9 protein-coding genes and 1 rRNA gene are annotated in these 14,416 nt (G+C 41.3%); 1 reads left to right on the top strand and 9 read right to left on the bottom strand.

From position 1 onward, the window contains the following. Positions 1 to 85: 85 nt before the first annotated feature. The 9 genes from AUF14_RS04960 to AUF14_RS04920 form a co-directional block, all read right to left on the bottom strand. A 16S ribosomal RNA gene (locus AUF14_RS04960) occupies positions 86 to 1,644 on the bottom strand. 528 nt (positions 1,645 to 2,172) lie between these two features. After that, positions 2,173 to 3,678, bottom strand: a complete 1,506-nt coding sequence (locus tag AUF14_RS04955) for a HAMP domain-containing sensor histidine kinase (RefSeq protein ID WP_016182176.1) — start codon at positions 3,676 to 3,678, stop codon at positions 2,173 to 2,175. Further along, on the bottom strand, positions 3,675 to 4,361 hold the full coding sequence (locus AUF14_RS04950; protein WP_010740068.1) for a response regulator transcription factor: 687 nt from the start codon (positions 4,359 to 4,361) through the stop codon (positions 3,675 to 3,677). Before AUF14_RS04950 ends, AUF14_RS04955 begins: the two co-directional genes overlap by 4 nt. A gap of 107 nt (positions 4,362 to 4,468) precedes the next feature. Further along, on the bottom strand, positions 4,469 to 5,890 hold the full coding sequence (gndA, locus tag AUF14_RS04945) for an NADP-dependent phosphogluconate dehydrogenase (RefSeq protein WP_016182175.1): 1,422 nt from the start codon (positions 5,888 to 5,890) through the stop codon (positions 4,469 to 4,471). Between the two features lie 336 nt (positions 5,891 to 6,226). Then, positions 6,227 to 6,406 (bottom strand): 50S ribosomal protein L32, encoded by a 180-nt coding sequence (gene rpmF / locus AUF14_RS04940; protein ID WP_010740070.1) that lies wholly within the window; start codon positions 6,404 to 6,406, stop codon positions 6,227 to 6,229. A gap of 59 nt (positions 6,407 to 6,465) precedes the next feature. Beyond that, complete coding sequence (locus AUF14_RS04935) at positions 6,466 to 7,020, bottom strand: YceD family protein (RefSeq protein WP_016182174.1); 555 nt, start codon at positions 7,018 to 7,020, stop codon at positions 6,466 to 6,468. 491 nt (positions 7,021 to 7,511) lie between these two features. After that, a complete protein-coding gene (pyk, locus tag AUF14_RS04930; protein ID WP_016182173.1) occupies positions 7,512 to 9,296 on the bottom strand; it encodes a pyruvate kinase in 1,785 nt (594 codons plus the stop codon). 69 nt (positions 9,297 to 9,365) lie between these two features. Further along, positions 9,366 to 10,328 (bottom strand): 6-phosphofructokinase, encoded by a 963-nt coding sequence (gene pfkA / locus AUF14_RS04925; protein WP_016182172.1) that lies wholly within the window; start codon positions 10,326 to 10,328, stop codon positions 9,366 to 9,368. Between the two features lie 140 nt (positions 10,329 to 10,468). Next, on the bottom strand, positions 10,469 to 13,726 hold the full coding sequence (locus tag AUF14_RS04920) for a DNA polymerase III subunit alpha (RefSeq protein ID WP_016182171.1): 3,258 nt from the start codon (positions 13,724 to 13,726) through the stop codon (positions 10,469 to 10,471). Between the two features lie 200 nt (positions 13,727 to 13,926). Here AUF14_RS04920 and AUF14_RS04915 point away from each other — a divergent pair, with 200 nt between their 5' ends. Further along, positions 13,927 to 14,106 (top strand): YjzD family protein, encoded by a 180-nt coding sequence (locus AUF14_RS04915; RefSeq protein ID WP_016182170.1) that lies wholly within the window; start codon positions 13,927 to 13,929, stop codon positions 14,104 to 14,106. The last annotated feature ends 310 nt before the right edge of the window (positions 14,107 to 14,416 follow it).

Genomic DNA, 14,416 nt, shown 5'->3' with positions numbered 1-14,416 from the left:
TGAGAGTAAACCTCTCAAAACTGAACGAATAAAACATTCCTGTGTAGTTTCCGTAACGTTCATCTTCGATGAACTATTTCCTTAGAAAGGAGGTGATCCAGCCGCACCTTCCGATACGGCTACCTTGTTACGACTTCACCCCAATCATCTATCCCACCTTAGGCGGCTGGCTCCAAAAGGTTACCTCACCGACTTCGGGTGTTACAAACTCTCGTGGTGTGACGGGCGGTGTGTACAAGGCCCGGGAACGTATTCACCGCGGCGTGCTGATCCGCGATTACTAGCGATTCCGGCTTCATGTAGGCGAGTTGCAGCCTACAATCCGAACTGAGAGAAGCTTTAAGAGATTAGCTTAGCCTCGCGACTTCGCGACTCGTTGTACTTCCCATTGTAGCACGTGTGTAGCCCAGGTCATAAGGGGCATGATGATTTGACGTCATCCCCACCTTCCTCCGGTTTGTCACCGGCAGTCTCGCTAGAGTGCCCAACTAAATGATGGCAACTAACAATAAGGGTTGCGCTCGTTGCGGGACTTAACCCAACATCTCACGACACGAGCTGACGACAACCATGCACCACCTGTCACTTTGCCCCCGAAGGGGAAGCTCTATCTCTAGAGTGGTCAAAGGATGTCAAGACCTGGTAAGGTTCTTCGCGTTGCTTCGAATTAAACCACATGCTCCACCGCTTGTGCGGGCCCCCGTCAATTCCTTTGAGTTTCAACCTTGCGGTCGTACTCCCCAGGCGGAGTGCTTAATGCGTTAGCTGCAGCACTGAAGGGCGGAAACCCTCCAACACTTAGCACTCATCGTTTACGGCGTGGACTACCAGGGTATCTAATCCTGTTTGCTCCCCACGCTTTCGAGCCTCAGCGTCAGTTACAGACCAGAGAGCCGCCTTCGCCACTGGTGTTCCTCCATATATCTACGCATTTCACCGCTACACATGGAATTCCACTCTCCTCTTCTGCACTCAAGTTTCCCAGTTTCCAATGACCCTCCCCGGTTGAGCCGGGGGCTTTCACATCAGACTTAAGAAACCGCCTGCGCTCGCTTTACGCCCAATAAATCCGGACAACGCTTGCCACCTACGTATTACCGCGGCTGCTGGCACGTAGTTAGCCGTGGCTTTCTGGTTAGATACCGTCAAGGGATGAACATTCTACTCTCATCCTTGTTCTTCTCTAACAACAGAGTTTTACGATCCGAAAACCTTCTTCACTCACGCGGCGTTGCTCGGTCAGACTTGCGTCCATTGCCGAAGATTCCCTACTGCTGCCTCCCGTAGGAGTTTGGGCCGTGTCTCAGTCCCAATGTGGCCGATCACCCTCTCAGGTCGGCTATGCATCGTTGCCTTGGTGAGCCGTTACCTCACCAACTAGCTAATGCACCGCGGGTCCATCCATCAGTGACGCAAAAGCGCCTTTCAAACCGAAACCATGCGGTTTCGATTGTTATACGGTATTAGCACCTGTTTCCAAGTGTTATCCCCTTCTGATGGGCAGGTTACCCACGTGTTACTCACCCGTTCGCCACTCCTTTTCTTTCGGTGGAGCAAGCTCCGGTGAAAGAAAAAGCGTTCGACTTGCATGTATTAGGCACGCCGCCAGCGTTCGTCCTGAGCCAGGATCAAACTCTCATAAAAAGTGTTTGAAACAGTCTTGCGACTGTTAAGCTCAATTGTATTAATTGACTTGCTAGCATATTGCTTGCTATGTTGTTTGCTTCTATATAATAGAAGCGCCCTACACATTTGGTTTGTTTTATTCGTTCAGTTTTCAAAGGTCTACATTGTTCGTCGCTTTGTTTCAGCAACTTTTATATCATATCAGGTTTTCATTCAAAAGTCAACAACTTTTATTTAAAAACTTTTTGATAAAAAAACAAGTTTGCTGCGCGTTTCGTTCAAGCGACTTTATAAAAATACCACAAGATTATTCATCCGTCAACAATTATTTTTAATTTTTTTCAAGATGTTTTGTTCTCGTGGGAACATTTAATAATATAGCAATCTTCAAGCAGTAATGCAACTATTTTTTGTAGTTTTTTTCAATCTTTTTAATTTTTCGAACGTTCATTTAAAACTCTAAAATAACGTTCGATTTTAAAACAAAAATAACGCTATCTTCACCTAAAACTTTTTTGAACTTTCGCATAAAAAAACAGCTAAGTTCTACTCAGCTGTTTTCTCTTCTACCATTGGGATAAAAATTCTAAAGATGGTACCCTTGCCGACAGAGCTTTCGACACTAATACTCCCTTTATAACTTTCTAAAAGTTTGTGAGCGATTGATAGACCCAGTCCATTTCCGCCTTTTGTTCGAGCACGAGCTTTGTCGACGCGATAAAAACGATTAAACACTTTATCAATGTCTTCGTCTGGTATCCCCTCACCAAAGTCCTGAATCGCAATCTCAAACTTATTTAAGGTTGATGAAACTGATATATGAACCTCTTTACGATCAGTTGAATACTTCACAGCGTTATCTAAAACAATAATTAGAATCTGCTCCAAATGATTACGATAAATCTTCAAAATTCTTTCACTATCTAAATCATCATCAAGGGTGAAGGTAAACTCAGGGTAAAGCAGTTTAAAGTTGTTAAATACTTGATTTGTAACTTCTTTGGCTTTAGAAGTCTCATTCCCGTAATACACATCTACTTGTTCGGCCCTAGACAAATCGAGCATTTCTTGTACCAGGCTCTTCATCCGAACAAGTTCCTGTAGACTAGCCTGAATCGACTCGTCCAAAATCTCTGGATCGTCTTTCCCCCAACGATTCAACATATTCAGATGTCCCTCAATCACTGCAACTGGTGTCCTTAACTCATGAGAAACATCTTCCACAAATTGCTCCTGCTGCTCAATATACATCCGAATACGATCAATCACATCGTTAAAGATGACGGCTAAATCAGATAGCTCGTCATTTGTAGTAATCTCAGGTACGTGAACTTCTGCCTGTGGGTCTTGTCTGATGATTTCCATCGTATCTCGCAGAATCTTCACAGGTTTCAGGAAGTACGAAGACAATAAGAAGCCTAAGAAGCTGCTCAGAAGCAGCGAAACAATTTCTAGTACAATCAATGTCAACAATAACTTACTGCGCATCTCGTAAAAATCGGATAACTCATAAAAGACTTGTGCATACCCGATTTTCTCACGTGTTTTTTTTGAATAGATTGGTTCTACTGATAAGAACCCGTTCTTTTCATCTACAGTCACGATTGTCGGTTCTTTGCGTTTTGTCTGAACTAAGGGTTGATAGTTTTTTTGTGTTTTAAAAATTAGCTTTTTGTCTAAATTATAGATATCTAACGATAATTGACGTTGGCCTAATTCTGAGATAAATTCGTCAATCCGCATCATATTGCCCTCTAAGGTCATGTTTTGATCATACATGGCATTATCCCGTGCACCCGATTCGGTTAGCGTTCGATAGGTATTTACCAACGTTAACTCCTCATCCGCATTCGCTAAACGGGAAGTGACTTCAGAGATTGTGCGTTCAACGTTGTTTCTTTCTTTCGTTACGATCAGATTGACCGAAGACTTATAGGTGATCACAGCGAAGATCGTAAATACCACGAATATAAAGAAAGAACTTGTAAAGGCCCACTTGATGGTGAGTGAGGGCCCTTTCAGTTCTCGTTGTTTCTTGATAAATTTTCTCATGAGCGCATAACGTAACCAGTACCGCGGACAGTTTGAATATAGCTGTCTTCTCCTGGTACATCAATCTTATTACGCAGATAACGAATATACACATCCACCACGTTTGTTTCTACTTCTGTTTCGTAGCCCCAAACCTTGTTAAGCAAAACATCACGGGCAAGTACAACATTGACATTTTCCATAAGCGTCAATAGTAATTCGTATTCACGTTTAGTTAATTCAATGATTTCATTTCCGCGACGCACGACACGGTTTTCTTTTTCGATCGTTAGGTCACGATAAGTAATCGTCGTTTGTTTAGCAACATTCTTATCGCCTTCAATATCGATTCGACGAAGCAAAGCACGTAAACGTGCTAGCAATTCTTCAATCGCAAATGGTTTGACGATATAGTCATCGGCACCATGATCTAAACCCGAAACACGGTCGATCACAGAGTCACGGGCTGTCATCATGATGATTGGTGTATTTTTTACTTGTCGAACACGGCGGCAAACTTCTAAGCCGTTCAATTCAGGCAGCATCAAATCAAGTAAAATAGCGTCCCAGTCACTTTCTAATGCGGCTTCAAGTCCTGTTCTACCATTATAATGAACTTCTGTATCATAGCCTTCGTGCTTCAATTCTAGTTCGACAAAACGAGCTAGATTTTTCTCATCTTCAATGATCAGAATATTACTCATTTTTTTAGTTCCTTTCCAAGTTGAATTTCATTAAACCTTTATCATTATAGGGCTAAAACTGTCAAAAAGCTATAGTTAGTTCGCGTAAAAGTTATAAATAACTTCTGCTATTCTTCGTGGTACCAGCTATAGTGATAAATCCCTTCTTTATCAAGGCGTTCATAGGTATGTGCGCCAAAATAATCGCGTTGAGCTTGGATCAAGTTCGCCGGTAAACGTTCAGCACGGTAAGAATCATAGTAAGTGATAGCAGATGAGAAGGTTGGTACAGGAACCCCCGCTTGAACAGCAATCGCAACAACTTCGCGAACCGCTTGTTGGTACTTGTCAGTAATTTCCTTGAAGTAATCATCTAACATCAAGTTTGCCAAATCGGCATCCTTCTCATAGGCATCCGTGATCTTTTGTAAGAAGCGTGCACGGATGATACAGCCAGCGCGCCAAATTTTCGCGATGTCGCCAAATGGTAAATCCCAACCAAATTCTTTGGAAGCGGCACGTAACTCAGAGAACCCTTGTGCATAGCTCATGATTTTGCTGAAGTACAATGCTTCACGGATTTTTTCGATCAATTCTTGTTTGTCGCCGTCATATTTATAAGGTGCCGGTCCTGATAAAACTTTGCTGGCAGCCACACGTTCTTCTTTATACGCAGAAATGAAACGTGCGAAGACGGATTCAGTAATTAATGGAAGCGGCACACCTAAGTCCAATGCGCTTTGAGAAGTCCATTTTCCTGTTCCTTTATTACCAGCTGCATCTTTGATTACATCAACGATCGCCTTATCCGTACCTTCGTCATCTTTACGAGTCAAGATATCCGCAGTGATTTCGATTAAATAGCTGTCTAATTCCCCTTTATTCCATTCTGAGAAAACATCAGCCATTTCTTCTACAGACAAACCAAGTAGGTTTTGCATCAAATCATATGATTCAGCGATTAACTGCATGTCCCCGTATTCGATACCGTTATGTACCATTTTTACGTAGTGACCAGCACCATTTGCGCCGATATAAGTGACACATGGTTCGCCGTCTTCTGCTTTTGCAGCGATTTGTTCAAAGATTGGAGCGACTAAGTCATAGGCTTCTTTTTGTCCGCCTGGCATCATTGAAGGGCCTTCTAATGCGCCTTTTTCACCACCAGAAACACCAGTACCAATGAAGTTGATGCCTGAGTTCGCTAATTCTTCGTTACGACGAATCGTGTCTTTGAAGAAGGTATTTCCTCCATCGATCAGAATATCGCCTTTATCTAAATGCGGTAATAGTGATTGAATTGTTGCGTCAGTCGCTGGACCTGCTTGAACCATTAGTAAGATACGACGCGGAGTTTCGATTGAAGCAACAAATTCCTCGATTGAAAATGTCGCTTTTAAGTTGCGATCAGGATGTTCTTCTACTACCGCTTCGGTTTTTGATCCAGTACGATTATACAAAGCCACTGAGTACCCGCGACTTTCGATATTCAATGCTAGATTTTTCCCCATTACGGCCATACCTACGACGCCGAATTGTTGTTTTGACATAATTATCCTCCTAGTTCGAATTGATGTGCAGATTTTTCTATAGGAAAAATAAGGTGGCTTCTCACCACATGCAATCTTCTACTGATTATGTATTTACACCAAGTAGAGTTAGCATCCTATAATACTCAATACGATTCTCATTATATCCTAAGAAAGTGAGAATGGAAAATGAATAGTGTTTTTAATCTAAAAAGCCTTGATAAAACCTGCCAATCCTTATAAAAACGATAGATTTTTCGCAAATATGACAAATTGTTATCTCGCCTAATTCCAAGAAAAAAACCTCAAGACTCCATGGTTAGTCTTGAGGTTTTGACTTTCTCTATTAAAAAGTGCTTATGCTTCTTTAGACATAACATCTTTTCCATCATAGTAGCCACAGTTGGCACATACGTGATGGCTCTTCTTCATTTCGCCACAGTTAGGACATTCGTTTAATCCTTTAATGGTCAATTTGTAGTGAGTACGACGTTTGTTCTTTTTAGCTTTTGATGTTTTTCTAGCTGGTACTGCCATTGGGTGTTACACCTCCTTATAAAATGAAGTATCATTTACTGATACATTTTATTCCAATCTTACTTGTCATCTTCTGATTCATTGAATAACTCAGATAATTTCGCAAGACGAGGATCAATTGTTTCAGCCGATTCCTCTTTCTTCTGCAAGTACGCTTCTTCACTGATAACTTCCCAATCATTGCCTTTTGGCATGTCAGAAGATTTCAGTTCTTCTTCAGTAAACACCTGCAGCGGAATCGCTAATAAAATGTTATCTTCGATAGAATTGGTTAAGTCGATCGTATCATTGTCTAGGACAAGGATCTCTTCGTCTCGTTCTTCTTCCATAGAAGACCATTGCTCCCGTGTCATGAATACTTCGTCCACTGACAGATCAAGTGGCAGATCAACTGGTTCCAACGAGCGGGCTGAAGGAACAGTTACAATAGTTTTCAACCGATAATGTAAAATATATTCATTTTTTCCGACAGATAAGATTCCTTCCACAGTAACCGGAGTCACTGCTAAGACTTCATTATCACGGGCTGTCAATGCGTCATTCACATCGATCGTTTCTGAAAAATTTAGTGCTTCTTCTTTATAGCGGCGCAATTCGCCAATCGACCATTTCATTATTCATCACCTCTAAGCAACAATCGATATTATACAGGTGGAAAAAACCTTTGTCAATGAAATTTTCTTGACACCCCGAAAGGCTGTACGAACTCGGTCAGATTTTGAGCAATAAGACTATAATCATTCTAAATTGCCAAGAAACACGGTGAGCGTAGAGAACCGATGTTGATTGGTACCTACTTGGCGCTTTTCAGATTTCGAATGATTTTCGCTTATTGTTGAAAAATCTAGTTCGGGAAGCCAGACACCCTTAAAAGCTAGCTCAGAAAGCTGGATATCAAGAAAGGCTGTACGAACTCGGTCAGCTTCGCCAGTTATTCTTCACACTTTAGCGTGGTTAGAAAAATTCTATCTACTTTACTGAGCTAGATAACATACGTCCATCACAAAAAAATAATCAAGTCTGATCCCCTGTATCTTTCATAGAAAAGGACTGTGGCATGAATGCCGCAGTCCCGATATTTCTTGTTGGAACAACTATCTAGTGTTTAGATCGCTGTTGTTTGTCCACGGTACACGATTCCACGACGAGGATCAACAGTGACTAATTCACCATCAACAACTGTGGAAGTCGCGCTATCTGCACCAACTACTACTGGGATATCTTGAGCGATACCGACAACTGCAGCGTGTGAAGTCAATCCACCATCTTCAACGATCAAAGCAGAAGCTTTTTCAATTGCAGGCATGTAATCTTTGTCAGTTGTTGGAACAACTAAAACCATACCGTCTTTAGCTTTTTTGATTGCTTCTTCAGCGTTTTTAGCAACAACTGCATGAGCAACAACTGTTGATTCACCGATACCTTGAGCTTGTAATAATTTAGAACCGATCATTTGAACTTTCATTACGTTTGTTGTTCCACGTTCACCAACTGGAACACCAGCAGTAATCAAGATCAAGTCGCCTTCTTTAGCAAAACCTAAGTCAACAGCTTTTTGAGCAGCTAAATCGAACATATCGTCTGTTGTTGTTGGTTTTTCAGCAACTGTTGGGTATACGCCCCAGTTAACCATCAAGCTGCGTTTTGTATGTTCGTCAAAAGTTACTGCCAAGATGTCAGCATCTGGACGGTATTTAGAAATCATACGTGCAGTGTGACCTGATTCAGTCGCAGCAACGATTGTTTTAACACCTAAGTTTTTCGCAGCGCGAGCTACTGAAAGACCAATTGTTTCTGTTACGTTTGATTTGTCGAATTCGTTGATTTGGAATGATCCTAGTTCTGACAATGCAGATTCAGCTTCCATATCGATACGAGCCATTGTGCCAACAGCTTCAACTGGGTATTTACCATTTGCAGATTCACCAGAAAGCATTGTAGCATCAGTTCCGTCAAATACAGCGTTGGCAACGTCAGATGCTTCCGCACGTGTTGGACGTGGGTTTTCTTGCATTGATTCTAACATTTGAGTCGCTGTGATAACTGGTTTACCAGCGTAGTTACATTTTTTGATGATACGTTTTTGAACCATAGGTACTAATTCAGGAGCGATTTCAACACCCATGTCTCCACGAGCGATCATGATACCATCAGAAACTTTGATGATTTCGTCGATGTTATCGATTCCTTCTTGTGATTCAATTTTAGGGAAGATATGCACGTGTGTCATATTTTTTTCTTCAAGGATTTCACGAATATCAAGAACGTCTTGTGCTTTACGTACAAAACTTGCAGCGATGAAGTTAATGTCGTTATCTAGACCGAAACGAATATCGTCTGCATCTTTTTCAGTGATACCAGGTAAGTTGATTGAAATACCAGGAGCATTTACACCTTTACGAGAACCTAGCATACCAGCATTTTTAACTAGCATGATCAATTCGCGGTTTGCTTCGTCTTTATCAATGATTTCCATGTCGATTAAGCCATCATCGAATAAGATATGTCCGCCGATATGTGCATCGTCGAATAAGCCTGGGTAAGTAACAGCGATTTTTTCTTTCGTCCCTTTATGTTCTGGGTCCATTGAGATACGTGTTTTATCGCCTACGTTAAATTCAATATAGCCAGCACGGCCGTAGTCTGCATCAGTTGTATCTTGAACAGTTGTACGGATTTCCGCACCTTTTGTATCTAAAAGAATACCAACATCTTTACCAGTCTTTTTCACTGCTTCACGAACCATGTTCATACGTGTAAGTTGTTCTTCGTGATCTCCGTGTGAGAAGTTGAAACGGAACACGTTAGCACCAGCTTCAATTAATTCTGAGATTGTTTCAACTGAGTTACTTGCTGGTCCTAATGTACTAACGATCTTCGTTTTTTTCATTACGTAATACGCTCCATTCTTGTTTCTTGATTGTTTATAATATATAGCTCTACACTATTATTAACGAGTTTAAAATGAGATTTGATGATTTAATTCGTACAATGACAAATCTGGTTTGTGCTTGTTGTTTTCCAACGTTTCTACGATATCAGAAGCAATCACTTCATTTTCTTCGATACCGATACATAATCCGCCTTTACCTTCTAACAATAAATCAACGGCATATGAACCAAATTTGCTGGCTAATACACGGTCGCGGGCACTTGGTGAGCCACCACGAACCACGTGACCCAACACACTCACGCGTGTATGGAAGTCGCCGTATTCAGCTAATTTTTCAGCAAATTCATTTCCGCCCATGACACCTTCAGCCAAAATGATCAAGCAATGTTTCTTCCCGCGGTCACGGCCTGCTTGGATTTTCTTAGCGATACGTTCCATATCAAAGTCATGTTCCGGAATAACGATTTCGTCCGCACCACCGGCAACACCAGACCATAAAGCGATATCGCCTGCGTTACGTCCCATTACTTCGATGACGAAAGTACGTACGTGTGAAGTCGCTGTATCACGAATGCGGTCAACAGATTCCAAGACAGTGTTGATCGCTGTATCAAACCCAACAGTGAAATCTGTTCCAGGGATATCATTATCGATTGTGCCTGGGATACCAACAGCAGGGTAGCCATGTTTCGTCAAGGCTAATGCACCATGATAAGAACCGTCACCACCGATGACAACTAATCCTTCAATACCGAATTTTTTCAATTGTTCGATCCCTTTTAATTGCCCTTCTTCAGTAGCAAATTCTGGGTAACGAGCTGAATATAAGAAAGTTCCGCCTCGTTGAATCTTGTCGCCGACGTCAGCAACATCCAAACGACGAATATCACCAGCAACTAGACCAGCAAAACCATAATTGATGCCATAAACTTCCATGCCTTCAAAAATCGCTTTACGAACGACCGCGCGAACGGCAGCGTTCATTCCGGGAGCGTCTCCTCCACTTGTTAAAATTCCAATGCGTTTCATTTTCTCACCTCATAAGTATTCTCAAAAAAACATACATCGTTTAATTCATGGTACATTCTACCAAAAAACATCCCAAAAGTCTTGGGATGTCCACGGGAAAAAGCGGTATTTTGCAAAAAGTTTTTGAAAGTTACAAGAAATCATCTTATTACGACGCTTTGTTCCCCTAATATGTCACGTAAAGCATTTATGAGAGTGTCATTAACCCCCACCCAAAACTTTTTATCCAGCACAATCTTCCGTCGATTTTTTTCATAGAAGATCACAACTGGAACTTTTCCAGGTGACAGTTGAAGTCTTTCGGCAATTCCCTGCTGAATTTCAGGAGAATCCTGTTCTGCCTGCACACGCAAATACAAAGTTTTATCACTGATGTCCTCTTCTGCTACTTGCGCAAGAGTCATTTCTTCCACTAATAATTGGATCGCCTGATCATACTTACTGCGCTCCACTTTACCTTGGACGAGATAGACTTTTTCTAACTCAAGCTCTTTGCGTAAACGTCGATAGGTTTGCGGAAAAACCGTTAAGGAAATTTCGCCGCTTTGATCATTGCCTGTTAAGAAGGCCATCTGTTCACCCTTCTTCGTTCGAATCTCACGAATATCTTTTAAATAGAAGAGAATTTTCCCGTGACTGCCGACAGTTAGTTCAGAAATCGGTTGTAAATCCTTTTGCTTCAGCAGTTTAGGAAAGTTTTCAGTTGGATGACCTGAAACATAAAGACCCAGATACTGTTCTTCATAATTCAAACGCTCTGCCAACGTATAATCCTCAGACGGCCTTTCCTTCAAACTCATCACATCTAGTAAGGAGATGCTGCCGCCGCTATATTGTACATTTTGAATTTTCCCCTCCAATCCATCGGCCAATTCACGACGGTTGGGATGCAACTCATCAAAAGCACCAATGAAAATCAACGGTGCGATATACTCATTTTTCAGCCAACGAGTTTCGATTCGCAACAGGAATTGATCCAAGGACTTGAAAGGTCCTTCCTCTTTGCGGGTGGTCAAAATATCACTGACAAAATCACGACGCATACCCTTAATGGCGTCTAATCCAAAACGGATCAGGTCTTTTTCTACCAAAGTAAAACTGTAGCTGCTACGATTAATATCCGGAGCTAATAATTTCACACCTGCTCGATTAGCTTCGGCAATATATTCCCGCAATTTCTTTGGATCATTCCGGACTGACTGCATCAACGCAGTGTAAAATGCTCCGGGATAATGAACCTTCATATAGGCCATTTGATAACCAACAAAGCTGTAAGCTACCGAGTGGGATCGGTTAAACCCATAATTGGCAAAACGTTCGATGTAGTCATACACCTCTTCGGCACTCTTCTGACTGTGTCCGCGACCGATCGCACCACCAACAAAATGACGCCTTTCTTCATCTAATAAGTCTTTTTTCTTTTTACTGACAGCGCGGCGTAGGATATCGGCTTCGCCTAAGCTAAAGCCAGCCATTTGAGCGGCCACCTGCATAATTTGTTCCTGATAAACAATAAAGCCGTAAGTCGGTGCCAAGATTTCCTGCACCGAGACATCAGGAAAAGTCACTTGCTCCTTGCCATTTTTTCGAGCAATAAACTGATCAATAATTTGCATCGGACCTGGGCGATACAAGGCATTCACCGCTACGATATCTTCAAAGGATGTTGGATGCAGATTTCTTAGAACTTTACGAATACCCGCCGATTCAAATTGGAACACGCCACTGGTCTCGCCTCGCTGGAACAAGGCAAGCGTTTCTGGATCATCTAAAGGTACATTTTTCAAATCCAGCTCTTCATGATACACGCGGCGAATATTTTGCTGAGCATTATCAATAATGGAAAGATTCCGCAGTCCTAGGAAATCCATCTTCAATAGTCCGATAGCTTCCACATCAGACATCGTAAACTGGGTTAACAAAATATCCTCCGAGCCATTTTGCAGCGGTACAACACTGATTAAGTTCACATCACTGATCACTACTCCGCCAGCATGAGTGGAGACATGCCGTGGCAAGCCCTCTAAAGTCAATGCTGTTTGGAACAGTAATTTACTTCGTTCATCATGAGCGACTAATCGCTTTAGTGGTTCAGATTTGTTATAAGCCTCTCGTAAAGTAATTTTCAACTGATTTGGTATAGCTTTTGACCAGCGATTAGCTTCACTTTGAGATAACCCGAATACTCGACCGACATCCCGCAATACCATTTTTGCTGCCATCGTTCCAAAGGTTGCAATCTGAGAAACATGGAAGTGTCCATATTTTTCGTGAACATAATGAAGAACTTGGTTACGACGATTGTCAGGAATATCCAGATCGATATCGGGCATGCTGTTTCGTTCAGGATTTAAGAAACGCTCAAACAAAAGATTGTATTTGATCGGATCAACATCGGTAATACTTAACACATAGGCCACTAGCGAGCCTGCCGCTGAACCCCGTCCAGCGCCAGAGACGATCTTGCTGCGATGCACATAATCCATCACATCCCAGACGATCAGGAAGTAATCATCAAAGCCCATGTTATGGATGATTCCTAATTCACGAGTCAGCCGTTGGCGGTATTCCTCTGTCACCTCACCGATTCGTTCAGGTAATTTCTGCCAGCAAAGCTCCTGCAAATAAGCATCCGCTGTCTGCTGATTCGGTACTGGATAATGTGGCAGCAATTTCTGATGCAAAGGCAAGTCAAATTGACAAACCTCTGCTAAATGCTGTGCATTGGCCAAAGCTTGTTTATCTTCAAAACCAGCGATTAGTTTCCCCATCTCCATCAGATAATTATCGCCTAATTGATTCGTTAATTCCTCCCGAGGAAGCTGAGTACCGTTTTGAATGTGTCCCATAATTTTTATCGCGAAGGCTTGTTCCGTTTCCAAACATGCCACCTCGTGAAGTGCTATTTTCGGCCAGCTTTCTGACAATTCGGAGGTCTTTGTTTTTGATGAAATCCCTAGATAAAATTCCCCGTTAATAAGGTCAGCGATCTGTGAGAAGACTGCTTCACTTGGATCATACAAGTTATCTACTGGTAAAACGCTGATTAGATTTTTCGCATCAATATTATAATCAGCTAAGCTCAGCGGCTTTTCAGACATCATCCGTGTGCTGGATAGACGCATTAACTCCTGATATCCAGCAACATTTTTCCCATAGAACACGATTTTTTCAATTGACTCTTCAAATGTGAAATCCAATTCCAAGCCAATGATTCCAGTCATTTGATACTTTTTGCAAGCATTAAAAAACTCGACCGCGCCGTATAAAACATTCTCATCCGTAATCGCAATCGCAGAGTACCCGCGTTTCTTGGCTGCTAAGACATATTCTTCTATCGTTAACGTACTTTTCAATAATGAATAGGAAGTTTTCGTATAAAGTTGTGGTATTTGCATGATTTCCTCCTATTTAACGTAATTATTTTTGTCGATGAATCAACTAATAAGTATAGCACGAAATTTTTGGCGCTAAAACTCAACAAAAATTACCTGTTTTCTATTTAGATTTTCCGCTTATTTTCATAGGCCTTTTCTTTACATTTTCAAAAAAAATGCTAAACTGAACCTAGATATATTTGCGAAAAGAGGTGCTCTTGATGAAATATCTAGTTACATTATTTTGGGCTTTCGCAATTGGACAAGCCGTTTGTTACCTAGGCGGTGCCTTGCAAAGTGCTTCTTATAACTTTGAATTATCTACGATTATTTCTCTAATTGTTGGAGTTATCGCACTTGTTGCGGCGCGTTTTGTTTCACCAAAAAAAGCCAAAGCATAGACAAAACCAGTTACTATATTGTAACTGGTTTTTTGTTTTTTTCCTAGTTGGAAACGATTGAAGATTATTTATCTAATTTCCACCTTAAATGATAGTTTCGAAAAATTGCATACGATTTTTTCTTATTTTAAAAATCCTTTTATATTACTCTATCAAAATGTTTCAATGCCAAGCATTCCACCGCATATCTAAACAACACAATGTAAAGTGCAATAGTTATAAAATTCTTGAATGACAAGTTCGATAAATACTGTTTTGGTACAAAAATATTTATCGAATATAACAGTGTGATATTTAATGAGATAGTACT

The organism is Enterococcus avium (genome assembly GCF_002891025.1).
Classification (GTDB): domain Bacteria; phylum Bacillota; class Bacilli; order Lactobacillales; family Enterococcaceae; genus Enterococcus_A; species Enterococcus_A avium.
This window is presented reverse-complemented; position numbering and strand designations above follow the sequence as displayed.